The sequence below is a fragment of the Methylobacterium sp. Ger2507 genome (assembly GCF_055231875.1).
Map to the genome: position 1 here is coordinate 2,899,334 of NZ_JBUYVC010000001.1, position 24,871 is coordinate 2,924,204.

Consider the following 24,871-nt stretch of genomic DNA (forward strand, 5'->3'; position numbering starts at 1 on the left):
AGTTCCCCAATGACCATCAAGCAACCGCTCCTTGCTCTTACGGCCATCCTTCTCTCCTCGGTGTGTGCCTACGCCGCCGATCTGAGAGTGCCCGTAGCTCCGGCTCCGATCCCGGCGTCCTGCAAGGCTGAGATCACCTTCCCGGCCTATGGCGGCATCATCAAGCAGAACCCGAACCCGGCCTGCCTGACCATCGGCGGCTTCGGCGACATCTATGTCGGCGGCGCGGTGACCGGTTACTTCTATACGCAGCCGAACCAGTACACGTTCTCGCCCGCGCCTCTGCCGAGCGATCGCGCCGGCCGCGTCGACGTCTCGAACCTGATGGGCTTCATCCAGAAGGCTGACGGGCCGTTCCAGTTCTATGCCGCCTTCGGCGCCTACTCGATCCCGGGTCTGGGCCTGCCGATCTACGGCACTTTCGATCAGACCGATCTGCTGTACTCTCCCGCCCCGATCGTGTTCGGCAAGTACGTGATCAACGACAACTGGTCGGTCCAGGGCGGCCGCATGCCGACCCTGATCGGCTCCGAGCTGCCGTTCACCTTCCAGAACCTGAACATCTCGCGCGGCCTCCTCTTCAACCAGGAGAACGTGATCAACCAGGGCGTGCAGGTGAACTACTCGGACGGTCCGTGGGCGGCATCGTTCGCTGCCACGGACGGCTTCTATTCGGGTGAGATCAACTGGGTCACGGGTGCGATCACCTACAAGATCGACGCCGCCAACACGGTCGGCATCAACGGCGGCACCCACTTCTCCACCTACACCAACTTCGACTTCGTCAACCCGTTCGGCCGCCGCGGCCTGCGCTACCAGTACGCCACCCCGGCGGCTCTGCAGAACAGCAGCATCATCAGCGCCAACTACACCTATGCCGACGGTCCGTGGATCGTGACGCCCTACGTCCAATACACCAACGTCGAGAGCAGCGTGGTGCTCGGCCTCGCCGGTGCCGAGACGATCGGCGGCGCACTTCTCGCCAGCTACGCCTTCACCGACAACTTCGCCCTGGCCGGCCGCGTCGAGTACATCAGCCAGAGCGGCAACCGTGGAAACCCGTTTGGGCAGACGTCGGTCCTCTACGGTGCCGGCAGCTCGGCCTTCTCCTTCACCGTCACCCCGACCTTCACCTTCGACCGCTACTTCGTCCGCGGTGAGTTCTCGACGGTCCAGCTCTACGACATCACCCCCGGCCTCGGCTTCGGCCGCAGCGGCCTGAAGACCTCGCAGGAGCGCTACATGCTCGAGACCGGCATCACTTTCTGATCCTCGCAATCCGATCGGTCTGACGAAAAGCGGCGGCAGGGGAAACCTGCCGCCGCTTTCTGTTTGAACGAGGCGGTCCGGCAGAGACATCTGCCGTTGAGATTTTCCGGCGAGCAGCATCGCGGGGCTTTCGTCGGGGCGCCGCACGGTCCAAGGAGGCAGGCACCATGCCCCGACCGATAAGGCCCGAGCCCATGCAGAGCTTCGATTCCGACGGTGTCGCGATCGCGTATATCGACGTGCCGGCCGAGGGCGGCACCGGCGATCCGGTGCTGCTGATCCACGGCTTCGCCTCGAATCATGCGGTGAACTGGGTCAATACCCTGTGGGTACGGACGCTGACCCAGGCCGGCTACCGCACCATCGCGTTCGACAACCGCGGCCATGGCGAGAGCCAGAAGCTCTACGACCCGGATCTCTACGGGGCCGACCTCATGGCCCAGGACGCGCGCCGCCTTCTCGACCATCTCGGCGTCGCCCGGGCCGACGTGATGGGCTACTCGATGGGCGCGCGCATCGCCGCCTTCCTCGCCCTCGACGCGCCGGAGCGGGTGCGCTCGCTGTTGCTGGGCGGTCTCGGCCTCCACCTGGTCGAGGGCAGGGGGCTTCCGGACGGCATCGCCGAAGCCCTGGAGGCAGAGCCCGGTGCGCCGGCCCCGAACCCGACCGCCGCCGCCTTTCGAACCTTCGCCGAGCAGACGAAGAGCGACCTGCGCGCCCTGGCCGCCTGTATGCGCGGCTCGCGCCAAGCCCTGTCGCGGGCCGAGGTCGCGGAGATCCGGACGCCGACCCTGGTCACCACCGGCACCCTCGACACGGTCTCGGGTTCCGGCCCGGCTCTGGTCGCTCTCCTGCCGAACGCCACCGCGCTCGAACTACAGAACCGCGATCACAGTACGGCGGTGGGTGACCGGGGCCATCGGGCCGGCGTCCTCGATTTTCTCAAGCAGCGGCCCTGACCGGGTGCCGCCGGACCTCAGCTCTTGAGACGATAGCCGGTCCGGAAGATCCAGGTCACGCCCGCAAGGCACAGGGCCAGGAAGACCAGCGCCATGGCGAAGCTGACGCCGACGCCGACATCCGAGGTGCCGAAGAACGACCAGCGGAAGCCGCTGATCAGGTAGACCACCGGATTGGCGAGGCTCACCGCCCGCCAGAACGGCGGCAGCATCTCGATGGCGTAGAAGCTGCCGCCCAGGAAGGTCAGCGGGGTGACGATGAGGAGTGGCACCAACTGCAGCTTCTCGAAGCCGTCGGCCCAGAGGCCGATCAGAAAGCCGAACAGGCTGAAGGTCACCGCCGTCAGGAGCAGGAACAGCACCATCACGAACGGATGCTCGATGCGCAGGGGCACGAACAGGGTGGCGGTGGCAAGAATGATCAGGCCGATCAGAATCGACTTCGAGGCCGCTGCGCCGACATAGCCCAAGACGATTTCCAGCGGTGACACAGGCGCCGACAGGATTTCGTAGATCGTGCCGGCGAAGCGCGGGAAGTAGATGCCGAAGGAGGCGTTGGCGATGCTCTGCGTGAGCAGCGACAGCATCATCAGCCCGGGCACGATGAACGCCCCGTAGGCGACGCCGTCGACCGAGGCGACGCGTGAGCCGATGGCCGCCCCGAACACCACGAAGTAGAGCGAGGTGGCGATGACCGGGGCGACGATGCTCTGCAGCGCCGTGCGCCAGAAGCGGGCCATCTCGAAGCCGTAGATGGCACGGACCGCATACCAGTTCATGCGCGCTCCTTCACGAGGTCGACGAAGATTTCCTCCAGCGACGACTGGCTGGTCTGGAGATCGCGGAATCGGATGCCGGCCTGGGCCAGGTCCGCCAGCAACGCCGTGATGCCGGTGCGCTCGCCCTTGGTGTCGTAGGTGTAGACGAGGTCCTGGCCGCCCGGCTTGAGGGTGAGATCGTGGCGGGCCAGGGAGTCGGGAAGCGCGGTGAGCGGTTCCTGCAGGTTCAGGGTCATCTGCTTCTTGCCGAGCTTGCGCATCAGCTCCGCCTTCTCCTCGACCAGGATGATCTGTCCCTTGCGGATCACGCCGATGCGGTCGGCCATCTCTTCGGCCTCGTCGATGTAATGCGTGGTGAGGATGATAGTGACGCCCGTATCGCGCAGGGACCGGACGAGCCGCCACATGTCCCGCCGCAATTCCACGTCGACGCCCGCCGTCGGCTCGTCGAGAAAGAGGATGCGCGGCTCGTGGCTCAGCGCCTTGGCGATGAGAACGCGCCGCTTCATCCCACCGGACAGGGTCATGATCCGCGCGTCGCGCTTCTCCCACAGGGAGAGGTCCCGCAGCACCCGCTCGATATGGGCCGGATCGGGCTTGAGGCCGTAGAGGCCGCGACTGAAGCTCGTGGTGGCCCACACCGTCTCGAAGGCGTCGGTGGTGAGTTCCTGCGGCACGAGGCCGATGAGGCGGCGCGCCTTGCGGTAATCCCGGGCAATGTCGTGCCCAGCCGCCAGGATGCGCCCCTCGCTGGCGGTGACGATGCCGCAGACGGTGCTGATCAGCGTGGTCTTGCCGGCGCCGTTGGGGCCGAGAAGCGCGAAGATCTCGCCCTCGGCAATGTCGAGGCTGATGCCGTCGAGGGCCTTCAGGCCGGAGGCGTAAACCTTCGACAGGTTTTGGATCGAGATGATCGGCTGCATCGGGACTCCGCTGCGGCATGCTATAGCGCCGGCACGATCGGGCCGGCGCTATAGCATGCCGCCGACGGGCAGGCGCCCGGAAAACGAAAAAGCCGCCTCGCGGCGGCTTCTGCGATGTCGCAGAGGATCGGTGTGCCGATGCCCGGTGCGGGAAAGACCCGGCATCGGGGATGCGACCTCAGGCCTGGAGGCGGTTCCGGACCTCGCCGAGGCTCTGGCGGACCAGACCTTCGGCGGCTTCGCCCTGCATGCGCTCGCGCAGGATCACCTCGGAGACCTTCACGGCCGCGTCGGCGGCGGCGGCACGGACCTGGGCGGTAGCCTGAACCTCAGCCTGGGCGATCTTGGTCTCGGCCGACTTCGTCCGGCGGGCGATGAAGTCGTTCAGGCGGGCATGGCCCTCCTCGGCGATGCGCTGGGCCTCCTCGCGGGCGGACGCCACGATCGCATCGGCCTCGCGCTCGGCCTCCGAGCGGCGCTTCTTGTAATCGGCGAGCACGCCGGCAGCCTCTTCACGAAGCCGACGAGCCTCGTCGAGTTCGTGCCGGACGCGCTTGGCGCGGCCGTCGAGGCCCTTGGTGACCTGGTTGAAGCCGCCGACCTTCCAGACCAGGGCCATGAACAGCACGAAGGCGACTGCGACCCAGAACTCGGCTTCCAACAACATGCTCGTCGTCCCAACGTGGTGGCGTCCGGCGGGTGAGCCCGGGTCGGAGGACCCTCAGGCTCGGCCGGTGAGGTTTGGTTTAGCGGTCCGCCTCAGTGCGGGAACGCGACGCTGTCGAGGGCCCTGGCGAGGGAGGCCTCGTCGGGGCTGCGGCCGGTGAGGCGCTCGACGATGGCCGAAGCCGTCTCCCCGGCGATTCCGCGGACATTGCCCATGGCCTCGGTGGTCCGGGTCCGCAGCGTCGCCTCGGAGGCGGCGATGCGGGCATTGAGCTCGGCCTCGAGCGCCTTGCGCTTGGTCTCGGCTTCCTGCGTGAGGGCGGTGCGGGTCTCGAGGGCGATGGCCTGCGCCTTGGCCTGCGCGTCGCTCAAGGATTTCTCGTATGCGGCTCCGGCGGTGTCCGCCTCGGCCTTCAGGCGCTGGGCTTCGTCGAGGTCACCCGACAGGCGCACCGCGCGATCATGCAGGATCGCCTGGATGCGCGGCAGGGCGATCTTGTCCATCAGGTAATAGAGCAGCCCGAAGGCCAGGGCGAGCCAGATCAGCTGCGATGCGAAGGTATGGCTCTCGAAGGGCGGAAAGCCGCCGCCATGCTCTGCAGGCGGAGTCGCCATGAAACCATCCTGTGTTGCGGTTGGGTGCGCCGGCTGAGCCATGACGTCCTTCGGAAAATGAGTTGGTCAGGACCGGACGCGTATCGCATCCCCTCGGGGACGCCGCGTCCGGTCCGATATCGGTTCGCTTCGACTAGACGGCGAACAGGAGCAGCAGCGCGACGAGCAGCGAGAAGATGCCGAGCGCTTCCGTGAGCGCGAAGCCGAGGAGCAGGTTGCCGCGCTGGCCGTCGGCGGCCGAGGGGTTGCGGAGCGCGCCGGCGTAGAACTGGCCGAAGAGGTTGCCGAGGCCGATGGCGGCGCCCGCCATACCGAGACAGGCGAGGCCGGCACCGATGTACTTGGCAGCTAAGGGATCCATCAAATTGCTCCTGGTGTCCGTATCGTCGTTGCGTGGAGAGAAATCCGGCCGCGATCGCGAACCGGGGACGGAAGGGGATGGCGTCCCGGCGCCTTAGTGGCCGGGATGCAGCGCGTCGCTGAGATAGATCGAGGCGAGCGTCGCGAAGACGTAGGCCTGCAGACCGGCGACGAGGAATTCAAGGGCTGTGACGGCGACGCTGAGCGCCAGCGGCAGCGGCGAAATCGCACCCCAGGCACCAGCGGCGAGCAGGGCCGGGACGAAGCCCGCGAAGATCTTCAGCGCGATGTGGCCCGCGAGCACGTTGGCGAAGAGACGAACCGCGAGGCTGATCGGGCGCGAGATGAACGACACGATCTCGATGGCGACGATCATCGGCAGCAGCCAGCCGGGCACGCCGGAGGGCACGAAGACCTTCAGGAATTTCGTGCCGTGGGCCATGAAGCCGTACACGATGACGGTGCCGATCACGAGCAGCGCCAGCGCGAAGGTCACGATGATGTGGCTGGTCACCGCGAAGGCGTAGGGGATCATGCCGAGCATGTTCAGCACGAGCACGAACATGAAGAGCGAGAAGATCAGCGGCATGAACCGCTCGGAACCGTGGCCTGCGGATTGGCGCAGGGTCGAGCCGATGAACTCGTAGAAGATCTCGGCCATCGACTGCATGCGGCCCGGCACCACCGAGCGGCGGGATGTGGCCACCACGGTGATCAGCGCGATGATCCCGACGGCGGCGAACATGTAGAGCGCGGACTGCGTGAACGCGATCTCCTGGTTACCGATATGACCGAAGGAGACCAGCGGCTTGAGCTCGAACTGGTGGATCGGATCCATCTTTACGGCCATTGCCGCTCCCGCCCTTCTGAATCTTGGCGAGCCAGACGACCCGCCACCACCGGTGCCGCCGAAGCGGCATTCTGAAAAACCCTGGTCCGGCCGCACGTGCGGCGTTCCCCCTCGGGACCGCTCAAGGGTCCCGTTCCGTCGTCGGCGCCTTCGAGAGCGATCCCGCGGCACGCATGACGTTGTAGACGCCGGTCGCGAAGCCCAGCATCAGCAGGACGATCAGCCCCCAGGGTTTCGTCCCGAGGAAATGATCGAACATCCACCCGAGAATGCCCCCGGCCAGGACGCCCGCGATGAACTCGGTCGAGAGCCGCATCGCTTGGCCGAGAGGAGAAGGCCCGGTCGCAGGACCGGGACGCGTGGAATGACCGGGAGGGGCACTGGGCCGCTTCCGCTCAATCTGCGTCTCAAGACGTTTGAGCCTCTGGGAGAGGTCGGCGTCCAGTGCTTTCTTCCGTCCGTCCCCGCCTTCGTCCCCTGTTTCGTTGCCGCTCACGGCGAAAACTCACATTGGCGAGAGGGTTGGGAACCGGTCGGAACGCCTCCGTCAGGCGGGGCGCACCATAGTTTCGCCTACCTTGGGTGTCAAGGCACCCTCGACACAGCGTAAGATCCTGGCAACACACGAGAAATTCGTGTTTTACCGATCCGCCCCCGGGCGTTCGCAAAAGCCGGGGGCCGGTGGGCGATCAGGCGCCCAGGAGCGGCTTGATCACCTTTTCCATTCCGTCGATGGTCATCTCGCCCTTGAAGCGCTCGCCATTGATGAAGAAGGTCGGCGTCGAATCGACCTTGAAGGTGTCCATGCCCTTCTGCTTCACCGCGTTGACGGCTCCGTAGATCTTCTGATCCTTTAGGCAGGCCTCGAACTTCTCCTTCGAGAAGCCCGCCTGGCGCAGCATCTGCTCCAGGGCATCGACGGGCGATTGCGGCTTCTGGACGTAGGCCCAGCCCGCCTGCTGGTCGAACAGCAGGTCCGTGATGGGATAGTATTTCGCATCCCCGTCGCAGCGCGCCAGCATGAAGGCCGCCGTCGCCAGAGGGTCGAGGGGAAATTCCCGGAGCGTGAAGCGCACCTTGCCGGTGTCGATGTAGCGCTCTTTCAGGGCCGGCCAGGTGTTCTTGTGGAAGGCGGCGCAATGCGAGCAGGTCATCGAGGCATATTCGATGATCGTCACCTTGGCGTCCTTCGGTCCGAGCCAGACGTCCCCGAGCGGGCCGGGCTCCATCAGGGTCGAGAGGTTTGCATCCTCGGCCACGGCCGGGAGGGTGAACCGGGGCAGGAGGATCGCCGCGCCGACGGCAAGGCCGGTGGCTTTCAGGGCGTCGCGTCGGGTGATCATGCTCGGGGCGGGCTCCGGTCGCGGACCAAATCTGTTCGTCAGCGATGCGGTAGAATCCCGCAAGCGTCCTGACAAGGCAGCATGCGCCAACTTGCGCGCAGGAGCACGCGCCAACGCGCGCGAAGCCGGATGCGTCGACTAGCGCTTGTGGGTGGTCGCGATGATCGCGGTCCCGAGGCGATCGAGCGCATCGCGCAGGGCATCGTGCTCGATCACCTGCACGGCGAACGCCACTTCGCCGCGGCGAACGGGGTCGATCACCGGGGGCGGTGGCCGGCGGCCGATCCGGTCCACCCGGCCCTGGCGCATCACGATCTTGCCGATGCAGGCCCAGCCGTAATGCGCGTTGATGCGCTGGATCACCACCGGCGCGAGATGCTGCAATTCGAGGGCGAACACGCCCTCCACCCGGACCACGAGGGTGCCGGGATCGGGACGACCCTCCTCCTCGCGCCGACGCCGGCGCGGCCATTCGAGCTTGGAGGGCTGGCAGTAGCGCGCCAGCCGCTCCCCGACGATCTCGGGCCAGGCGGCCAGAATATCGGTGGAGGCGAACCCTTGCGCCGCGAAGGCCGGGCCGATGCAGCCCTCCAGCAACTCGGCAAGGGGTTTGACACGCGCCATGCGCAGGGTTCCGTGGGTCGGTTCGCGACGGGTCCGAGGCTCCGGTATCGCGTGCAATGGTTAGCATGCGGTTCCGGCAGGCCGAAGCCGCATTCCTCCGAGCGGCTTCGCTCGAAGGCGCACCGCTCGAAGCCGCACCACTCGAAGCCGCTTCGCCGAATGCGCGCTTTGAAGCGTCCGGCCGGACGGCTATGGACGGGCATCCCCACCACGCGCCGGTGCCCGTGTCCCACACAACACCTCTCGCCCCCGAGGCCGCGGACCTTCTGACCTGGTACGACCGGCATCGTCGGGTCCTGCCGTGGCGGGCGCTGCCGGGTGAGACACCCGACCCTTACCGGGTCTGGCTGTCGGAGGTGATGCTGCAGCAGACCACGATCGCGGCGGTGAAGCCGTATTTTCAGAAGTTCCTGGGGCGGTTTCCCACAGTGGAAGCCTTGGCGGAGGCGCCGGAAGAGAGCGTGATGTCGGCCTGGGCCGGGCTCGGCTATTATTCCCGCGCCCGCAACCTGCACGCCTGCGCCAAGGCGGTAGCGGCCGCCGGCCGGTTCCCCGATACGGCGGCGGCCCTGCGCAAGCTTCCCGGCATCGGCGCCTATACGGCGGGCGCCGTGGCGGCGATCGCCTTCGACCGGCCGGAAGCGGCGGTAGACGGGAATGTCGAGCGGGTGATGACGCGGCTCTTCGCCATCGAGACGACGCTGCCCGCGGCCCGCCCCGAAATCCGTCTCGTCACGCAGGCTCTGGTGCCATCGGACCGCCCCGGCGACTTTGCCCAGGCCGTGATGGATCTCGGTGCCACCATCTGCACGCCGAAGCGTCCGGCTTGCGCCCTCTGCCCCTGGATGGCGCCGTGCCGCGCCCGCACCCTCGGCCTGCAGGAGACCTTCCCCCGCAAGGTGAAGGCGGTGAAGGGCACGCTGCGACGGGGCGCAGCCTTCGTGGCGATCCGCAGCGGCGACGAGGCGATCCTGCTGCGCACCCGTCCCCCCGAGGGCCTGCTGGGGGCCATGGCCGAGCCGCCCATGAGCCCGTGGGAGCCGGATTACGACCCGGCCCAGGCCCTCCTCGACGCGCCGCTGGATGCCCGCTGGAAGCGCCTGCCGGGGCTGGTGCGGCACGGCTTCACGCATTTCCCCCTGGAGCTGACGGTGTTCTGCGCGAAGGTCGCACTCAGCACGGCGGCGCCCGCCGGCATGCGCTTCACGCCGCGCCGCGACCTCGACGACGAGCCCTTGCCGGGCGTGATGAAGAAGGTGCTGGCGCACGCCTTCGACCCGAAGCCCGAGCCGGAGAAGGCCGCCAAGCCCGGTCGGCCGAAGGCGATGCGGAGCGTGCCGGACACACCGCTCTTCGCCGACCCCGAGCCGGAATCGATAGCGCCTCAGCCGCGCTTCCGTCCCGTGCCGAAGCCGACCCCACGCCCGGCACCGGCGCCGCCGCGGGACATCGACGACGAGATGGGTGGGTTCGAGGCACCGGCCGACGCGGCACCCCCGGTCGGTCCGCGCAAGCGCGGACGACCCCGGACGCGTTAGAGTTTTTCGTTTTCGCTTGTCTCATCGGGATAACCGGTTTCCACCGATCGCTGACAAACGCGAGCGCGGCTCAGGCCGCCGAACCCATGGCGATGCGCATCTTGGCCCGGAACACGTCGATGAGCACCGGCTTGCCGTCGCGGGTGGCGTGCCAGAAATCCCAGCCGTTGCAGGCGGGGAAGCCTTGCACCAGGGCGCCGATCTTGTGGATCGAGCCCGTGGCCGGCCCGGCCATCAGGGTTCCGTCAGGGCGCACGATTGCGCTGTGGCGGCCGCGCGCGTCGGTAAGGGTTTCGCCGGGACGGATATGCCCCGCCTCGATGACGCTGAGGAAGGCCACGCGCGGCTCGGCGCGCTTGCTCGGCGCCACCAGAAGGGCCGCCTGCGACAGCGGCTCGACGGCATCGATGCGGGCGCGGGCGGCTTGCGCATAGGCCGTCTCACGCTCGATGCCGATGAAGCGGCGGCCGAGACGCTTGGCGACGGCGCCGGTGGTGCCGGTGCCGAAGAACGGATCGAGCACCACGTCGCCGGGGTTGGTCGCCGACAGGAGGGTGCGGGCGAGCAGCGCCTCCGGCTTCTGGGTCGGGTGAACCTTCTGACCGTCGGCGCCCTTCAGGCGTTCGTCGCCGGTGCAGAGCGGGATGAACCAGTCCGAGCGCATCTGGACGTCGTCGTTGCCGCCCTTCAGCGCCTCGTAGTGAAAGGTGTAGCCCTTCGAGTCCGCCGAGCGGGAGGCCCAGATCAGGGTCTCGTGCGCATTGGTGAAGCGCTTGCCTCGGAAGTTTGGCATCGGGTTGGCCTTGCGCCAGACGATGTCGTTGAGAATCCAGAAGCCGAGGTCCTGCAGCGTGGCGCCGACCCGGAAGATGTTGTGATAGGAGCCGATGACCCACAGGGTGGCGTTCGGCTTCATCACCCGGCGCGCGGCGGCGAGCCACGCATGGGTGAAGGCATCGTAGGCGGCGAAGGTCGAGAACTTGTCCCAGTCGTCGTCGACGGCGTCGACGCGGCTTTGGTCGGGACGCAGCAGCGAGCCCTCTCCGAGCTGGAGATTGTAGGGCGGGTCGGCAAAGACGCAGTCGACGCTGGACGCCGGAAGGGCGTTCATGGCCGCGATGCAATCGCCGACGAGAATCTCGTCGAGGGGAAGACGCTGAGCGGGGGGTACGAGACCCATCCGCGGCGCTGACACGAGCCGCCCGGCACGCGAGACACTTTTCCGGGCGGCGGTGTCGGCGACCGCGGTACGCAGGGAAGCCATGGCAAACACCGGTTACGCGACTGACCGGCAGACCTTGGCCCCGTTAACGTAAAGGCCGGGTTGCCGGCATCCCGACAAGACGTCTCGATTTGGGGCTGCAATTTTTGCCGGGTTGGTCGTTCCGCGCAGAAGCAGGCTATTCCGGCGGTCACTGCAAATATCGGCTTTGCAGATCCAATGTCATCGCACGTCAACCTCAGGCAACGGCTCGCTTGACGCCACACCTGATCTCGGCCCGTTTCAAGACCCGCTCGGGCCGGCGGATTCACCTCTCGCTTGATCGGGAGAAAAATTCTCTCCGTCCGCCCGCTACGTTCGCCTGCAGGACAGGGTTTCGCTCAGCGCATCGGTAGTTTCGTTCTGTCGCAGCCCAACGTTGTACCGGAGGGCCCGTCACAGCCCATTTTCACCGGCGTGATCTATGCGACAGCAAGGCCTCCGCATCATTGGAATCCGCGCGGTTATTCGACAATATCGCCGCACACAACTGGAGATTAAGAAATCGTTATAGCCTCAAACAAGGCACCTGAGGCCACATTTCGCCGGTCTCATTTTGGCCCCGTTCCGCTTCATTTTGCCGGCCATCCGAAACAACAAAGGGAATGCGGATGACTATCAAGCCTGTTCGTGGGGCCGCTGCCATCATCGGGACCGTCGTGACACTCGCCGCCGTTCAACCAGCCAGCGCCCAGAGCGGCGCCGCGTCTTGGTATGCGAGCGGGCACCGGACGGCGAACGGCGAGCGCTTCAATCCGAACGGGATGACGGCCGCCCACCGCAGCCTGCCGTTCGGCACCCGAGTCCGGGTGGAGAACAAGCGCAATGGCCGCTCCGTGGTGGTGCGCATCAACGATCGCGGCCCCTTCGTGCGCGGTCGAATCATCGATCTTGCCCGGGGCTCGGCCCGTGCGCTCGGGATGGGCGGCACGACCTATGTCGCCTTGAGCGTGGTGAACTGAGCACGTGGTGAACTGAGCTCGTGATGACCTGAGCTCGTGGGGAACTGAGCTTATCGGGCCGGTCGGCGTTGTGAGATGGACCGGCCGGCCCCATCTCGCCGGCAGAACCGAGAGCTCAGAACCCCATGGCAAAGCCGCTGATCGTCGAAATCCCTCATGAACTCGGCCTGGCCGAGGCCCGCCGGCGCATCGCGGATGGCATCACCCAGGCGGACGGGCTGTTCGCCAAGGCGGGTGTCGCCGTGGAAAAGATGGCCTGGACCAACGACCGGCTCGACTTCGCCATGGCGGCCCTGGGCCAGAAGGTCGACGGGCAGGTGGATGTCCGCCCCGAGACCGTGCGGGTCGAGGTCCGGCTGCCCCTGCTGCTGGCCCTGTTCGCACAGCAGATCCAGAAGAAGCTCGGCAGCGAGGGCAATCTGCTCCTGACCAAGAAGTGACGGCGAGCGGGAAGTGAAGTCGGGCCGCCGCCGCTCGGAACCTCCCTCCGGGGCGGACTGTTCCACCGGTCCGTTCCTGAGGCTCTGAGAGGCGCTAAGCGATGTCGAACCCCGGCCCGATCCCGGAAGCCCCGGTGCCTGAGACGCCCTACGAGGCCCCCCAGACGCCGGCACCCGGCCCCGACACCCCCGGCACCGACGTGCCGGGCACGACTCCGACCGAGGCCCCGGACGTGACGCCCACCGAGATCCCGGTCAACGATCCGGATATCGGCCCCGCCATCGCCCCGGACCCGATGCCGACAGGTCCCGCCAACCCGACGATGTGAGCCGGCCCGGATTGCGGGTTTGTTCGGAGGCGCTGTCGCTGCCATAAGCCGGCCTCATGGCTGCTCCTCCGCTCCTCACCCTCCAAGACGTCGCGCTCACCTTCGGCGGCACGCCGCTGATCGAGCGCGCCGAACTCGCGATCTCGCCCGGCGAACGCACCTGCCTCGTCGGGCGCAACGGCTCGGGCAAGTCGACCCTGATGAAGATCGCCGCCGGGCTCGTCGAGCCCGACAAGGGCAAACGCTTCATTCAGCCAGGCACCACCATCCGGTACCTGGCTCAGGAGCCGGACTTCTCGGGCTTCGAGACGACCCTCGATTTCGTCGAATCCGGGCTCAACCACGACGACGACGCCTATCGCGCCCGCTACCTGCTGGAGAGCCTGGGCCTCACCGGCGCGGAGAACCCGCGCAGCCTGTCGGGCGGCGAAGGACGCCGCGTCGCCTTGGCCCAGGCCCTGGCCCCCGAGCCCGACATCCTGCTCCTCGACGAGCCCACCAACCACCTCGACCTGCCGGCCATCGAGTGGCTCGAATCCGAACTCAAGAGCGTGCGTGGCGCCCTGGTGCTGATCAGCCACGACCGGCGGTTCCTCTCAGCCCTGTCGAAGACCACGATCTGGCTCGACCGCGGTGTGACCCGGCGTATCGAGCAGGGCTTCTCCACCTTCGAGGCCTGGCGCGACGCCTTCTTCGAGGAGGAGGAGCGCGACCGCCACAAGCTCGAGCGCAAGATCGCCGACGAGGAGCACTGGCTGCGCTACGGCGTCACCGCGCGGCGCAAGCGCAACGTGCGCCGGCTCGGCAACCTGCATGCGCTGCGCAAGGAGCGTCGCGACGACCGGCGCCCCGTGGGCACCGCCACCATGACCTCGACCGAGGCCGAGAGCTCCGGTGCCCTGGTGATCGAGGCCAAGCACGCGGCCAAGGCCTACGGAGAACGCCGGATCGTCGACGATCTGTCGCTGCGGGTGATGCGCGGCGACCGCCTCGGCATCGTGGGCGCCAACGGGGCCGGAAAGACCACCCTGATCAACCTGCTCACCGGGCAGGTACCGCCGGATTCGGGCACGGTGGCGCTCGGCACCAACCTCAAGATGATGCTCCTTGACCAAGCTCGCGCCGTGCTGGAGCCGAGCATGACGGTCACCGAGGTCCTGACCGGCGGTAGTGGCGATTCGGTGATCGTCGGCGGCGTCAGCCGCCACGTCATCGGCTACCTCAAGGACTTCCTGTTCGCCCCGGAGCAGGCACGCACTCCGGTGAGCGTGCTTTCGGGCGGCGAGCGCAACCGCCTGCTCATCGCCCGCGCGCTCGCCCAGCCCGCCAACCTCCTCGTCCTCGACGAGCCCACCAACGACCTCGACCTGGAGACCCTCGACCTCCTGCAGGAGATGCTGGCGGATTATTCCGGCACGCTGATCTTGGTGAGCCACGACCGAGACTTTCTCGACCGCGTCGTCGGGAGCGTTCTCGTCAGCGAGGGGGAGGGGGCCTGGGTCGAATATGCCGGCGGCTACACCGACATGATCGCCCAGCGCGGGGAGGGCGTGCAGGCCCGCGCCGTCGCGCAGCGCGCCGGAAAGGCTGAGTCGCGCGGGGATGCGCGAGACCGTGCGAAGACCCCGGAGATTGGGACGTCGGCCGGCAAGTCGAAGCTCGGCTTCAAGGACCAGCACGAGTTGAAGACCCTGCCGGACCGGATGAAGAAGCTCGAGGCGGATATCGGCAAGCTGCGCGAGGTTCTGGCCGATTCGGGCCTCTATGCCCGCGACCCGGCACGCTTCGCCAAGGCTTCGGACCTCCTCAGGGTTGCCGAGACCGAACTCGCGAAAGCCGAGGACCGATGGCTCGAACTGGAGATGCTGCGCGACGCATGAGCGGCCATCGGCCTTCATGATGCCGCGATGCGCTTGTGGAATACCATCGACGTGCGCCCGCTTCCATGCGCCGCCTGCCACCGAGGTTCGACGTGTCCGCCGCCTCTCCATTTCGCGACCGATGCCGTCGCCTCGGCTGGGCCGTCGGTCTGCCCGGGCTCGCAGCGATCCTGGGCGTCTCCGCCGCCTGGATCACGCCGCGCGTCGAGGATCGCCTCGGCGCGGAGGCCGATGCGATCGCGCGGGCGACGGCCGAACCCGGTGCGGAGCCGTGGTTGCGCGTCGCGGTCGCCGGGCGCGACCTCATCCTCAACGGTGAGGCGCCCGATGCCGCGACCCGCGACACCGCGCACCGGCGCCTCGCCGCCCTCCCCGGCGTTCGGCGTCTGGTTGGGCCGGTCGGATTGGTGGCGCTGGCCTCGCCCTTCGTCTGGATCGCGACGCGAAGCCGGGACGGGGTCGACCTGACGGGATCGCGCCCGGCCGAGATCGGGGTTGGAGCCTTGGCCGAGCAACTCGCCCCGGCGCTGGAGCCGGGAACACCCCTGCGCGACCAGGCCCATGCCGCCCTCGGGGGCCCGCCGGACTTCACCGCCGCCGCCGCCTACGCCCTGGCCCGCCTGCGTGCCCTCACGCCCGGCAGCCGGGTCATGCTGGAGGACATGCGCCTTTCCATCCTCGGAGAGGCGGCGTCGGTGTCGGACGACGAGGTCGTGAGAGCAGCCCTCACCGACCTGCCGACGGGCTACAGCCTCGGCCGGATCGCGATTCTGCCGGCTATGATTCCCAACTTCCGCTTCGTCGTGACGCGCACCGCCGAAGGCGGACTGGACCTGTCCGGCTACGTGGTGTCGGACGCGGTGCGCGCCGAGATTCGCGGCGAAGCGGCGGCCGCAGCGGAGAACGGCCAAGTCACGGACCGGATGCGCAACGCGCGCGGACTCCCGCCGGAGATCGATGCGGCCGCGATGGCGCGCGTGACGCTGCAGCTCGCTGGCCTGATGCAGGAGGGCAGCGTTACCGTGGCCGAGGCGCGCGTCTCGCTCAGCGGAGTCGCCCTGGACGCGCAGGCGATCCCCGAGATCGACACCCTGCTGCGCACCGGATTGCCCGCCGGCCTCGCGCGCGGCGACGTGGCCCTGACCACACGTCCGCTCTCGCCCTATCGGGTAGCGATGCGGCGGGATGGAGACAGCGTCACCCTGACCGGGCACCTTCCGGATACCGCAACCCGGGAGGCGCTGCTCGGCACCTTGCGGGCGCGGCTGTTTCGCGAACGCCTGATCGACAGGACCCGCCTGGGGCAGGGGGCGCCGGCCGAACTCGCCCGCGCGCTTCAGGTCGCCGCGGGCTCCTTCACGCTCCTGGCCAAGGGCGAGGCCCGCATCGCCGACCGCTCCGTGACCCTGACGGGCGAGAGCCTTTACCCGCAGGGTGCCCGCCGCATCGCGGTCGATCTGTCGGCGGCGATGCCGCAGGGCTGGAATGCCGAGACCACGCTGACCTCCCCCGGGACGACAGCGGTCCGGACCCCCGAGGCCTGCGTGACCGCGTTCGACGCCGGCGCGGCCGGCCCGGGCCCTGTGTTCTCGCCGGGAAGCGCCACGCTGAAACCGGCCTTCTATCCACGTCTCGATGCGATCGCCGCGTTGGCGAAGACTTGCCCGACCCTACGGCTCCTCATCACCGGCCATGGCGATCCGAGCGACCCCGCGGCATCGGCCAAGACTGCTGTCGCCAATTCCACCCTCGACAAGACTGCGGTCGACAAGACTGCAGTCGACAAGCCCGCTGTCGAATCGGCGGTGGAGAGCACCGCGTCCCTGGAAGCCACGCGTTTGGAAAAGCCGGAGACCGTCAAGAGGCCGGGTGACAAGGGCTCGGACAAGCAGGACTCGAAGGACAAGTCCCTCGCCAAGACCGCCCCGAAGACGGCACCAAAGACCGCGCCGAAAACCGACTCGGCCAAACGCGCACCGGGTCAGACCGACGCGAAGCCGGCGGCAACGGCGGAACCGGGGCCGGACCTCGCCCAGCAGCGGGCCCTGGCGATCGTCGACTACCTGCTTCAGGCCGGCTTGCGACAGGACCAGGTGGCGATCGCAGCGGGCGGGATAGTACGGCCCGCCGCCGAGGGCGTGGGAATCGCGAACCGGTCATGACGCGCGACGCGAGGCAGAATCCGTGCCCCTTCTGATGACGTTGCTGTGGCCCGTGCTGGTCGCCAGCGCCCTTCTTGGAGCCGCCGTCGGTTGGCTGACGGGACTTCCCCGAACGCCGATGGCCCGCGGGATCGCGGTGGTTCTGGTCGCGGTCGTCGCAGCCGCCGCCGGCATCGCGGTCTTCGGCCTAGTTCCGGGCCGTGCCGGATTCTGGGTCGAGAGCACGGCGCTTGCGCTTGCGGCCTACCTGATCGGCGCGACTTTGGTCGCGGCCGTTCTCCACGGCAGCGGCGAACGGCCATGACCGGCCGAACCCGGTCTTTCCCGCTGGACGAATCCTTTTCCCTTCGGGACATGCGTTGCTCTTTTCGGCGCAAGCGTTGCCTGACCGTCACATTTGCGAAGGATTTGCGTCCGGTCCCCGACAATCGACGGGACTTTCCCGGTGTTCTGTCGTTGTTCCCGGGGCGCGCCACCCTCCGGTACCAGCGGCCCCCAGAACACCAGACCTGATGACGGATCACGCAGAACGAACCCAGCCCCTGGATCTGTCATCCTGCGACCGTGAGCCGATCCACATCCTGGGTGCGGTTCAGCCCTTCGGTTTCCTGATCGCCGTCTCGTCGGACTGGATCGTGGTTCGCGCGTCGGAGAACGCGGCCGTCCGTCTCGGTCTGTTGGAGCCGGATCTCCTCGGACTTCCCCTGTCCGACCTCATCGACGGGGAGACGATCCACCTGATCCGCGGCCATCTGCAGGCCCTGCGCGGACCCGACGCCATCGACCGGATCTTCGGCACCCCCCTGCGACCGGGCGGCACACCCTACGACATCGCCCTGCACCTCTCCGATGGGGCCATCGTCATGGAGATGGAGCCGAGCGTCAGCGAGCATCTCAACGCGGGCAACCTCGTCCGCAGCATGGTCGGGCGGCTGCAGCAGACCATCGGCTTCGATCCCTTCTGCCGCGAGGCCGCGCGCCAGATGCGCGCGCTGACCGGCTTCGACCGGGTGATGGTCTACCGCTTCGATCCCGATGGCTCGGGCGTGGTCATCGCCGAATCCGCACGGTCCAGCCTGGATCCTTATCTCGGGCTGCATTACCCGGCCTCCGACATCCCGAAGCAGGCGCGCGCCCTCTACGAGCGCAACTGGCTGCGCATCATCGCCGATGTCGATGCCGAGCCGGTCGCCGTGCTGCCGCAGCGCGACCCGCATGGGCGCCCGCTCGACCTGTCGATGAGCACGCTGCGGACGGTGTCGCCGATCCACCTCGAATACCTGCGCAACATGGGGGTGGCGGCCTCCCTGTCGGTGTCGATCCTGCGGGGCGGCAAGCTCTGGGGCCTGTTCGCCTGCCACCATACCGAACCGCGCCACATCTCCCTGGAGCGCCGGACCGGCGCCGAGCTGTTCGGCCAGATGTTCTCGCTGATTCTCGAGAGTCGGGAGCGCGAGGCGGAGGCGGCTTACGAGGGAAGTTCCCGTGCCCTGCACGATCGCCTCATGGGCGCCCTCGCCTCCGGCGGCACCAGCCTGGAGAATATCACCGACTTCCTCGACGACATTGCCGGCATCGTCACCTGCGACGGCATCGGAGTGTGGGTGAACGGGCAGATCACCCTGCGGGGTGCGACCCCGACGGCGGAGGAATTCACCGGCCTGGTCCGCTTCCTCAACCGGACCGCCACCAGCCGGGCCTTCGCGACGCAAGAAATCGGTGCGGTCCATCCGCCGGCTGCCGACTACACCGAACGGGCGGCCGGTCTCCTGGCGATTCCGATCTCGCGAGCGCCGCGCGACTTCCTGGTGTTCTTCCGGACCGAGATCGCCCGGACGGTGACCTGGGCCGGCAATCCGGAAAAGCCCGCATCGCTCGGCCCGAACGGCCTGCGTCTCACCCCCCGCAAGAGCTTCGAGGCCTGGACCGAAGTCGTGCGCGGCCAGTCCGCGCCCTGGAGCGCGGCGGACCTGCGCATCGCCGAGGCGCTGCGGATCACGCTCCTCGAAGTCATCCTGCGGCTCACCGATTCGGCCGAGAAGGAGCGCAAGACCGCGCAAGAGCGCCAGGAGCTGCTGATCGCGGAACTTAACCATCGGGTCCGCAACATCCTGAACCTCATCCGCGGCATCGTCGCCCAGAGCCGATCGCGGGCGACCAGCGTCGAGGAGTTTTCCAGCGTGATCGGGGAGCGCATCCAGGCTCTCGCGCGTGCACACGACCAGATCACCACCACGAACTGGGGACCGGGCTCGCTGCGCGACCTGATCACCCTCGAGGCCGAAGCCTACCTCAACCAGCAGGCGGTCCGGGTTCGCCTGGAGGGAACCGACGTCCTCCTCGAACCTCAGGCGTTCTCCACCCTCGCTCTGGTCATCCACGAACTGATGACCAATTCGGCGAAGTACGGCGCCCTGTCGGAGGCCGCCGGGCAGGTGGACGTGACGTGGGAGCGCGATCCGTCGGACTGCCTCGTCATCCATTGGTGCGAGAGCGGCGGCCCGCCGGTGAAACCGCCGAGCCGACGCGGCTTCGGCACGACGCTGATCGAGCGCTCGATCCCGTACGAGCTGAAGGGCGAGGCGGAGATCAGCTACGCGTTGACCGGTCTGCGCGGGCGCTTCGCAGTGCCGGCGCGCTATGTGCGCCCGGCCCCGATTGCACAGCCCCAGGCGGCGCCGGGTCGCGAATCCATGCTGGACCTCGATCCCATCACCCTGTCGGGCACGGTTCTGGTGGTCGAGGACAACATGATCATCGCCCTCGAGGCTGAGGAGATCCTGGCCTCTCTCGGGGCATCGGCCGTCGACATGGCAGGCTCCGTCCACGAGGCTCTGCGGCAGATCGAGGCGGCGCGCCCCAGCTTTGCGCTTCTGGACGTCAATCTCGGATCGGAGACGAGCCTACCGGTCGCGCGTCGCCTGCTGGCCTCCGGAATTCCGTTCGTCTTCGCCACGGGCTACGGCGAGAGCTTCCGCATCCCGCCCGAACTCGGCGCCGTGATGATGATCAAGAAGCCCTATACGGCCGACACCCTGCGCCGGGCCCTGGCGTCTCTTCCCGGAAGGCAGTGACATCTTGCGGCCCAGCATCGCCGATGCGTCGGCCGCCGCGGCGCAGAGCCGGCAGAGCGATGGTCTATCCCGTAGATTGCGCCGCTGCGAACAGCGCGAAGGCGCGATGCGCGCCCCGAATAGCGGCCTCGTGCCCTTCCGCGGGGCGGGCTCCCAACCAGGCGGCGAAGCTCGGCCACAGGCGCTGGCCCTCGCCATGGCTCAGGAAGCGGGCATTCGCCCGAACCTGCGGATCGATGCTGGTCACGACTTGTCGCAGCAGGACCTGACCGCCGAGGCGCGATCCCTCCAGAACGTAGAGCAGACCCGGCGCCTCGGCCTCAGACGGCCTCTCGGCTCCGGATTCGGCGCCTGCGGCGGGATCGAATGCAAGCCCCAGACCTTCCAGGTCGGCGCGAAGCTCGCGAAAGCGGCGGCGCACGGGCCAGTCGGTCGGCAGGAACGCGGCCTCGATCCCGTCGAGCCATCCCTCGATCTGCCAGAAGGGACCGGACATCGCCGACAGGAAGGCGACGTAATCCGCACGGCGCGTCAGGTCGTGAGCGGCAAACCCCGCATCGAGGCGACGATGGGCCGCGTCCGTCGCGTCACGAAGCACGAAGCGGAGATCGCGTGGCTCGGCCACACGTCGCTCCCCCGGCTCCGGCATCGCATGCACCGCGAACGGCACCTGTCCCTCGTCCATGCCCAGATCCCCCAGGTAGCCCGATTCTTCGCCATCGGGCCCGCTGCGCCGGATGGTCCCGACGGTCTTAGACGATCCGACGCCGCCGCCAAGGATCGATCACAGGATCACGGTGACATCCACGCCCGTTCACCACGCACTTCATCGTCCGTTTCCTCGCCCATTTTCCCGCCCATTTTCCCGCCCAGGATTCTCCAGGATTCCCCATGTGGCTCCTCTATGGCTTCGCCCTCGTGGCCGGCATCGCCAACGCGGTCCAGTCGGGAACCAACGCGACCCTGTCGAAATCCCTGGGGCAGCCCTTCGCGGCGGCCATCGTTGTTTCGCTGGTCGGCGCCGGGACCCTGCTGGTGGTCGGCCTGATGCTTGGCCGCTTCGCCCTGCCGACCGTCGACGAGATCCGGTCCGTGCCGCCCTGGGCCTGGCTCGGCGGCACCCTGGGGGCGCTCCTGATCCTGTCCCAGCTCTTCGTAGCCCAGACCATCGGGGCCGCGCCCTATTTCGGTCTCCTGGTGACGGCCGGAGTCGTGACGTCGATGCTCCTCGATCATTTCGGCTGGATCGGGTTCGAGCAGCACGGCGTGACCGTCTGGCGCCTCCTCGGAGGCCTGCTGATGATCGCCGGGATCGCCCTGGTGGCGATGTTTTGACCCCGTCGCACAGGACCCGAAATCGTTCGCCCCGCTTGTCATCCGGCGCCGGACCGGCAAAGCCTCTCCGCTACGTCGACGCCCCCATTCTCACCGACCCGACCGTTGCCAAGGCTGCCATGACCATTTTCCAGGATCTCGTCAGCCGGTTCAGCCAGACCGTGACGGCCTATGCGGGTGACAAGGCGTTGATGCAGGCCATGGTCTCGGCCGCCGCCAACGTGATCGTGGCCGACGGGGAAGTCGCGAGCGAGGAGTTCGACATGGCGTTGGCGGGCATGCAGGCCAACCCGATCCTCGAGAAGGGCTACGACCGGCTGATGCTGGAAAGCGAACTTTATGACGGGATCGCCCGGGCCAGGACGCGGGCCGGCCGAGCCGAAAACCTGCGCCTCGTCGCCGCCATTGAGGGCCGGGGGCAGGAGGACCGCGAGGCGACCTTCCTCATCGCAGCGGATGTGGCCGACCTCGATGGAATCGTCGACGTGGAGGCGCGGGCCCTGGACGAGATCGCCGCGGCACTCGGTCTCGACAAGGCCGCGCTCCTCGCCGCATCGCCGGTACGGCGCCCGGTTCCGTAGAGGGCGGCCGGCCCGAATTCGGCAAAGCCCTTGATCAAAGGACGGCAAGCCTCTAAGCGAGCCACCGTCTTTCGCCCGGCTCGACATCGCGTCGAGCGACAGCCCGGGCGACCGCTCGTGTGAGCTTGCCGCAGGAAAGAGACGATGGCCAAAGAGAAATTCGCGCGTACGAAGCCGCACTGCAACATCGGCACGATCGGTCACGTTGATCACGGCAAGACGTCTCTGACGGCGGCGATCACGAAGGTCCTGGCGGAGTCGGGCGGTGCGACGTTTACGGCCTACGACCAGATCGACAAGGCTCCCGAGGAGAAGGCGCGCGGAATCACGATCTCGACGGCGCACGTGGAGTACGAGACGGCCAACCGTCACTACGCCCACGTCGATTGCCCGGGCCACGCCGACTACGTGAAGAACATGATCACGGGTGCGGCGCAGATGGACGGCGCGATCCTGGTGGTGTCGGCGGCCGACGGCCCGATGCCGCAGACCCGCGAGCACATCCTGCTCGCCCGTCAGGTCGGCGTGCCGGCCCTGGTGGTGTTCCTCAACAAGGTCGACCTCGTCGACGACGCCGAGCTCCTCGAGCTCGTCGAGATGGAGGTGCGCGAGCTCCTCTCCAAGTACGACTTCCCCGGCGACGACATCCCGATCACCAAGGGCTCGGCCAAGGTTGCCCTGGACAACGGCGACAAGGCCGTCGGCCACGACGCGGTGCTGGCGCTGATGGCGTCGGTGGATGCCTACATCCCGCAGCCGGAGCGTCCGATCGACAAGCCGTTCCTGATGCCGATCGAGGACGTGTTCTCGATCTCGGGTCGCGGCACGGTGGTGACGGGTCGCGTCGAGCGCGGCATCGTCAAGGTCGGCGAGACGGTGGAGATCGTGGGTATCCGCGACACCCAGACCACGACGGTCACGGGCGTCGAGATGTTCCGCAAGCTGCTCGACCAGGGTCAGGCGGGCGACAACGTCGGCGTGCTGCTGCGCGGCACCAAGCGCGAGGACGTGGAGCGCGGCCAGGTCGTGTGCAAGCCCGGCTCGGTCAAGCCCCACACCAAGTTCAAGGCCGAGGCCTACATCCTCACCAAGGAAGAGGGTGGCCGTCACACGCCGTTCTTCACCAACTACCGCCCGCAATTCTACTTCCGCACCACGGACGTGACCGGCGTGTGCGTGCTGCCCGAGGGCACCGAGATGGTGATGCCGGGCGACAGCGTGACCATGGACGTCACCCTGATCGTGCCGGTGGCCATGGAAGAGAAGCTGCGCTTCGCCATCCGTGAAGGCGGACGCACCGTCGGCGCCGGCGTCGTCGCCGCCATCAACGAGTAGTCCTGATCCGGTCGGCCCGAGCGGCCGCCTGATATGACGCCAAGCACGGCGCTCCGGTTTCGTCCGGGGCGCCGTGCGCGTTTTAGCCGGCGTCGGCACCTGCCGACTGCCTGCAATCGAGACGGCGAAGGATCTTTGTCGACCGCGCAGTTTGACCATTGCGGAGCCACGGCGACCGGTCTATAGCAGCGCCGCGGCGAAGGACTTGTCCCTCGCGTAGGAGTGTAGCTCAACTGGTCAGAGCGCCGGTCTCCAAAACCGGAGGTTGCGGGTTCGAGTCCCTCCACTCCTGCCACTTGGATTTTGCCAACTGGCCGCGTCAAACCAGTCGACCCTCCCATCCCCGTTCCTTCGAGCTGATCGTTCATCCGCGAAGTCCGGTCGGGCGTAGTCGACAAGCCCGGCGACTTGCGTTAGAGCGGTCGCCTTCCGAGATCGATGAAGGCCGTTGATGCTGGCTCCCTCCGGAGCCGCCGCATTGCGCTTTCCCGAAGCTCGGGCCGATCTCCCTGTTGTTGGCGCCATGGCATCGAACGAAGCATCGAAGAAAGTGGACCTCGCGCGCACTCCGCAGCGCGGCTCCGCCACGCCGACGCCCCCGCGGGCGACACCGCCCGCCCGCCCGACCCCGAAGCGTGTCGGACCGGCCGAGTTCCTGACCCAGGTTCGCGACGAGGGCCGCAAGGTCACGTGGCCGAGCCGCAAGGAGACCGTCGTGACCACCGTGATGGTGTTCATCATGGTGGTGGTGGCCAGCATCTTCTTCACCGTGGTGGATCAGGCGCTGCGTTATCTCGTGACCCTGATCCTCGGGGTCGGCGCTTAAAATCACTTCTCGGCCCGAGCGCCCTGCAGCGCCCGGGCTGACTGACGTCAGGATTTGGTGAGAACCGTGTCGAAGCGCTGGTACATCGTCCACGCCTACTCGAATTTCGAGAACAAGGTCGCGCAGTCCATCAAGGATCAGGCGGCCCAGCGTGGCCTGATGGAGCTGTTCGACGAGGTCATGGTCCCGACCGAAAAGGTCGTCGAGGTCCGGCGCGGCCGCAAGGTCGATGCCGAGCGCAAGTTCTTCCCGGGCTACGTCCTGGTGAAGTGCGACCTGACCGACGAAGTCTATCACCTGATCAAGAACACGCCCAAGGTGACGGGCTTTCTCGGCGCCGACAAGTCGAAGCCGGTTCCGATCCCGGATGCCGAGGCCGAGCGCATCAAGGGCCAGGTTGCCGAGGGCGTCGACCGTCCGAAGCCCTCCGTCTCCTTCGAGATCGGCGAGACGGTTCGTGTCTCCGACGGTCCGTTCGCGTCGTTCAACGGCACCGTCGAGGAAATCGACGAGAGCCGCTCGCGCCTCAAGGTGGCGGTCTCGATCTTCGGCCGCGCGACGCCGGTCGAGCTGGAATACGGCCAAGTCGAGAAGATCTGATCGCTTCGCTTTCGGTCGATCGTCCGCGATCGGTCATACCCTTTCGTTCGGCCTAGAGCCGGGCGCGAAACCACCGTTCTTCGCAGCGGTGTCACACGCGGGAGGCCCGCCCGGTTCGCCGCCGGGGTCGACGGTCCGAACCGCGACCTGCAACCGCCCG

26 protein-coding genes and 1 tRNA gene are annotated in these 24,871 nt (G+C 67.6%); 16 read left to right on the forward strand and 11 right to left on the reverse strand.

What is annotated here, in order from left to right; translation table 11 throughout:
• The first annotated feature begins 9 nt into the window (after window positions 1-9).
• The gene (locus ACV7NL_RS13430) at window positions 10-1,269 is read left to right on the forward strand and encodes an outer membrane beta-barrel protein (RefSeq protein WP_056480452.1); all 1,260 of its coding nucleotides are present in this window, start codon (window positions 10-12) and stop codon (window positions 1,267-1,269) included.
• Between the two features lie 194 nt (window positions 1,270-1,463).
• Complete coding sequence (locus ACV7NL_RS13435; protein WP_463357126.1) at window positions 1,464-2,228, forward strand: alpha/beta fold hydrolase; 765 nt, start codon at window positions 1,464-1,466, stop codon at window positions 2,226-2,228.
• A gap of 17 nt (window positions 2,229-2,245) precedes the next feature.
• Here ACV7NL_RS13435 and ACV7NL_RS13440 read toward each other — a convergent pair whose 3' ends face one another.
• From ACV7NL_RS13440 to ACV7NL_RS13480, 9 genes are all read right to left on the reverse strand, one after another.
• The gene (locus ACV7NL_RS13440) at window positions 2,246-3,007 is read right to left on the reverse strand and encodes an ABC transporter permease (RefSeq protein WP_247636052.1); all 762 of its coding nucleotides are present in this window, start codon (window positions 3,005-3,007) and stop codon (window positions 2,246-2,248) included.
• Window positions 3,004-3,930, reverse strand: a complete 927-nt coding sequence (locus ACV7NL_RS13445; protein WP_463355937.1) for an ABC transporter ATP-binding protein — start codon at window positions 3,928-3,930, stop codon at window positions 3,004-3,006. The genes ACV7NL_RS13440 and ACV7NL_RS13445 overlap by 4 nt, the downstream gene beginning before the upstream one ends.
• A 178-nt stretch (window positions 3,931-4,108) precedes the next feature.
• Window positions 4,109-4,594, reverse strand: coding sequence for a F0F1 ATP synthase subunit B family protein (locus ACV7NL_RS13450; RefSeq protein ID WP_463357127.1), 486 nt, complete (start codon window positions 4,592-4,594; stop codon window positions 4,109-4,111).
• Between the two features lie 95 nt (window positions 4,595-4,689).
• Entirely contained in the window at window positions 4,690-5,253 is a 564-nt protein-coding gene (locus ACV7NL_RS13455) for a F0F1 ATP synthase subunit B family protein (protein ID WP_056182929.1), read from the reverse strand.
• Between the two features lie 91 nt (window positions 5,254-5,344).
• Complete coding sequence (locus ACV7NL_RS13460; RefSeq protein ID WP_018044493.1) at window positions 5,345-5,572, reverse strand: F0F1 ATP synthase subunit C; 228 nt, start codon at window positions 5,570-5,572, stop codon at window positions 5,345-5,347.
• A gap of 93 nt (window positions 5,573-5,665) precedes the next feature.
• Entirely contained in the window at window positions 5,666-6,421 is a 756-nt protein-coding gene (locus ACV7NL_RS13465; protein WP_056182933.1) for a F0F1 ATP synthase subunit A, read from the reverse strand.
• 121 nt (window positions 6,422-6,542) lie between these two features.
• Window positions 6,543-6,917, reverse strand: coding sequence for an AtpZ/AtpI family protein (locus ACV7NL_RS13470; protein WP_056182936.1), 375 nt, complete (start codon window positions 6,915-6,917; stop codon window positions 6,543-6,545).
• Window positions 6,918-7,110: 193 nt separating this feature from the next.
• The gene (locus ACV7NL_RS13475; protein ID WP_056182939.1) at window positions 7,111-7,764 is read right to left on the reverse strand and encodes a thioredoxin domain-containing protein; all 654 of its coding nucleotides are present in this window, start codon (window positions 7,762-7,764) and stop codon (window positions 7,111-7,113) included.
• Between the two features lie 138 nt (window positions 7,765-7,902).
• A complete protein-coding gene (locus ACV7NL_RS13480) occupies window positions 7,903-8,388 on the reverse strand; it encodes a DUF721 domain-containing protein (RefSeq protein ID WP_463355938.1) in 486 nt (161 codons plus the stop codon).
• 191 nt (window positions 8,389-8,579) lie between these two features.
• On the opposite strand from ACV7NL_RS13480, the gene mutY reads away from it, so the two are divergent.
• Window positions 8,580-9,926: an A/G-specific adenine glycosylase gene (gene mutY, locus ACV7NL_RS13485; RefSeq protein ID WP_463355939.1), complete on the forward strand. Its 1,347-nt coding sequence runs from the start codon at window positions 8,580-8,582 to the stop codon at window positions 9,924-9,926.
• Between the two features lie 70 nt (window positions 9,927-9,996).
• Here mutY and ACV7NL_RS13490 read toward each other — a convergent pair whose 3' ends face one another.
• Window positions 9,997-11,190, reverse strand: a complete 1,194-nt coding sequence (locus tag ACV7NL_RS13490) for a site-specific DNA-methyltransferase (protein WP_280138732.1) — start codon at window positions 11,188-11,190, stop codon at window positions 9,997-9,999.
• A 608-nt stretch (window positions 11,191-11,798) separates the two neighbouring features.
• Between ACV7NL_RS13490 and ACV7NL_RS13495 the strand changes: the two genes are divergently transcribed.
• The 7 genes from ACV7NL_RS13495 to ACV7NL_RS13525 all read left to right on the forward strand — a co-directional run bounded on the left by ACV7NL_RS13495 (window position 11,799) and on the right by ACV7NL_RS13525 (window position 20,034).
• The gene (locus tag ACV7NL_RS13495) at window positions 11,799-12,149 is read left to right on the forward strand and encodes a septal ring lytic transglycosylase RlpA family protein (RefSeq protein ID WP_443136742.1); all 351 of its coding nucleotides are present in this window, start codon (window positions 11,799-11,801) and stop codon (window positions 12,147-12,149) included.
• Window positions 12,150-12,274: 125 nt separating this feature from the next.
• The gene (locus ACV7NL_RS13500) at window positions 12,275-12,589 is read left to right on the forward strand and encodes a polyhydroxyalkanoic acid system family protein (RefSeq protein WP_055951202.1); all 315 of its coding nucleotides are present in this window, start codon (window positions 12,275-12,277) and stop codon (window positions 12,587-12,589) included.
• Between the two features lie 101 nt (window positions 12,590-12,690).
• Complete coding sequence (locus ACV7NL_RS13505; RefSeq protein WP_056480471.1) at window positions 12,691-12,918, forward strand: hypothetical protein; 228 nt, start codon at window positions 12,691-12,693, stop codon at window positions 12,916-12,918.
• Window positions 12,919-12,974: 56 nt separating this feature from the next.
• Window positions 12,975-14,798 (forward strand): ABC-F family ATP-binding cassette domain-containing protein, encoded by a 1,824-nt coding sequence (locus ACV7NL_RS13510; protein WP_463355940.1) that lies wholly within the window; start codon window positions 12,975-12,977, stop codon window positions 14,796-14,798.
• A 92-nt stretch (window positions 14,799-14,890) separates the two neighbouring features.
• On the forward strand, window positions 14,891-16,960 hold the full coding sequence (locus ACV7NL_RS13515; protein ID WP_463355941.1) for an OmpA family protein: 2,070 nt from the start codon (window positions 14,891-14,893) through the stop codon (window positions 16,958-16,960).
• A gap of 22 nt (window positions 16,961-16,982) precedes the next feature.
• Window positions 16,983-17,264: a hypothetical protein gene (locus ACV7NL_RS13520; protein WP_463355942.1), complete on the forward strand. Its 282-nt coding sequence runs from the start codon at window positions 16,983-16,985 to the stop codon at window positions 17,262-17,264.
• Between the two features lie 208 nt (window positions 17,265-17,472).
• Entirely contained in the window at window positions 17,473-20,034 is a 2,562-nt protein-coding gene (locus ACV7NL_RS13525) for an HWE histidine kinase domain-containing protein (protein ID WP_056182959.1), read from the forward strand.
• Window positions 20,035-20,098: 64 nt separating this feature from the next.
• Here the strand turns inward: ACV7NL_RS13525 and ACV7NL_RS13530 are convergent, their stop codons facing one another.
• A complete protein-coding gene (locus ACV7NL_RS13530) occupies window positions 20,099-20,719 on the reverse strand; it encodes a biliverdin-producing heme oxygenase (protein WP_056182961.1) in 621 nt (206 codons plus the stop codon).
• 206 nt (window positions 20,720-20,925) lie between these two features.
• Here ACV7NL_RS13530 and ACV7NL_RS13535 point away from each other — a divergent pair, with 206 nt between their 5' ends.
• From ACV7NL_RS13535 to nusG, 6 genes are all read left to right on the forward strand, one after another.
• Window positions 20,926-21,369 carry a DMT family transporter gene (locus tag ACV7NL_RS13535; RefSeq protein ID WP_056182964.1) on the forward strand — a complete coding sequence of 148 codons (444 nt, stop codon included), beginning with the start codon at window positions 20,926-20,928 and terminating at the stop codon, window positions 21,367-21,369.
• A 119-nt stretch (window positions 21,370-21,488) separates the two neighbouring features.
• Entirely contained in the window at window positions 21,489-21,950 is a 462-nt protein-coding gene (locus tag ACV7NL_RS13540) for a tellurite resistance TerB family protein (protein ID WP_056183013.1), read from the forward strand.
• A gap of 144 nt (window positions 21,951-22,094) precedes the next feature.
• Complete coding sequence (gene tuf, locus ACV7NL_RS13545) at window positions 22,095-23,285, forward strand: elongation factor Tu (RefSeq protein ID WP_056480538.1); 1,191 nt, start codon at window positions 22,095-22,097, stop codon at window positions 23,283-23,285.
• A gap of 218 nt (window positions 23,286-23,503) precedes the next feature.
• Window positions 23,504-23,580, forward strand: a tRNA-Trp gene (locus tag ACV7NL_RS13550).
• 228 nt (window positions 23,581-23,808) lie between these two features.
• Window positions 23,809-24,111: a preprotein translocase subunit SecE gene (gene secE, locus ACV7NL_RS13555; RefSeq protein WP_056483265.1), complete on the forward strand. Its 303-nt coding sequence runs from the start codon at window positions 23,809-23,811 to the stop codon at window positions 24,109-24,111.
• Between the two features lie 66 nt (window positions 24,112-24,177).
• Window positions 24,178-24,711, forward strand: coding sequence for a transcription termination/antitermination protein NusG (gene nusG, locus ACV7NL_RS13560; protein WP_056183491.1), 534 nt, complete (start codon window positions 24,178-24,180; stop codon window positions 24,709-24,711).
• Window positions 24,712-24,871 lie beyond the last annotated feature (160 nt).

Excerpts from the sequence above, each read along its gene's own strand:
- ACV7NL_RS13430 (WP_056480452.1), top strand. The coding sequence starts at position 10 with ATGACCATCAAGCAACCGCTCCTTGCTCTTACGGCCATCCTTCTCTCC.
- ACV7NL_RS13435 (WP_463357126.1), top strand. The coding sequence starts at position 1,464 with ATGCAGAGCTTCGATTCCGACGGTGTCGCGATCGCGTATATCGACGTG.
- ACV7NL_RS13440 (WP_247636052.1), bottom strand. The coding sequence starts at position 3,007 with ATGAACTGGTATGCGGTCCGTGCCATCTACGGCTTCGAGATGGCCCGC.
- ACV7NL_RS13445 (WP_463355937.1), bottom strand. The coding sequence starts at position 3,930 with ATGCAGCCGATCATCTCGATCCAAAACCTGTCGAAGGTTTACGCCTCC.
- ACV7NL_RS13455 (WP_056182929.1), bottom strand. The coding sequence starts at position 5,253 with ATGGCTCAGCCGGCGCACCCAACCGCAACACAGGATGGTTTCATGGCG.
- ACV7NL_RS13460 (WP_018044493.1), bottom strand. The coding sequence starts at position 5,572 with ATGGATCCCTTAGCTGCCAAGTACATCGGTGCCGGCCTCGCCTGTCTC.
- ACV7NL_RS13465 (WP_056182933.1), bottom strand. The coding sequence starts at position 6,421 with ATGGCCGTAAAGATGGATCCGATCCACCAGTTCGAGCTCAAGCCGCTG.
- ACV7NL_RS13475 (WP_056182939.1), bottom strand. The coding sequence starts at position 7,764 with ATGATCACCCGACGCGACGCCCTGAAAGCCACCGGCCTTGCCGTCGGC.
- ACV7NL_RS13480 (WP_463355938.1), bottom strand. The coding sequence starts at position 8,388 with ATGGCGCGTGTCAAACCCCTTGCCGAGTTGCTGGAGGGCTGCATCGGC.
- mutY (WP_463355939.1), top strand. The coding sequence starts at position 8,580 with ATGGACGGGCATCCCCACCACGCGCCGGTGCCCGTGTCCCACACAACA.
- ACV7NL_RS13490 (WP_280138732.1), bottom strand. The coding sequence starts at position 11,190 with ATGGCTTCCCTGCGTACCGCGGTCGCCGACACCGCCGCCCGGAAAAGT.
- ACV7NL_RS13495 (WP_443136742.1), top strand. The coding sequence starts at position 11,799 with ATGACTATCAAGCCTGTTCGTGGGGCCGCTGCCATCATCGGGACCGTC.
- ACV7NL_RS13500 (WP_055951202.1), top strand. The coding sequence starts at position 12,275 with ATGGCAAAGCCGCTGATCGTCGAAATCCCTCATGAACTCGGCCTGGCC.
- ACV7NL_RS13505 (WP_056480471.1), top strand. The coding sequence starts at position 12,691 with ATGTCGAACCCCGGCCCGATCCCGGAAGCCCCGGTGCCTGAGACGCCC.
- ACV7NL_RS13510 (WP_463355940.1), top strand. The coding sequence starts at position 12,975 with ATGGCTGCTCCTCCGCTCCTCACCCTCCAAGACGTCGCGCTCACCTTC.
- ACV7NL_RS13525 (WP_056182959.1), top strand. The coding sequence starts at position 17,473 with ATGACGGATCACGCAGAACGAACCCAGCCCCTGGATCTGTCATCCTGC.
- ACV7NL_RS13530 (WP_056182961.1), bottom strand. The coding sequence starts at position 20,719 with ATGGACGAGGGACAGGTGCCGTTCGCGGTGCATGCGATGCCGGAGCCG.
- ACV7NL_RS13535 (WP_056182964.1), top strand. The coding sequence starts at position 20,926 with ATGTGGCTCCTCTATGGCTTCGCCCTCGTGGCCGGCATCGCCAACGCG.
- ACV7NL_RS13540 (WP_056183013.1), top strand. The coding sequence starts at position 21,489 with ATGACCATTTTCCAGGATCTCGTCAGCCGGTTCAGCCAGACCGTGACG.
- tuf (WP_056480538.1), top strand. The coding sequence starts at position 22,095 with ATGGCCAAAGAGAAATTCGCGCGTACGAAGCCGCACTGCAACATCGGC.
- secE (WP_056483265.1), top strand. The coding sequence starts at position 23,809 with ATGGCATCGAACGAAGCATCGAAGAAAGTGGACCTCGCGCGCACTCCG.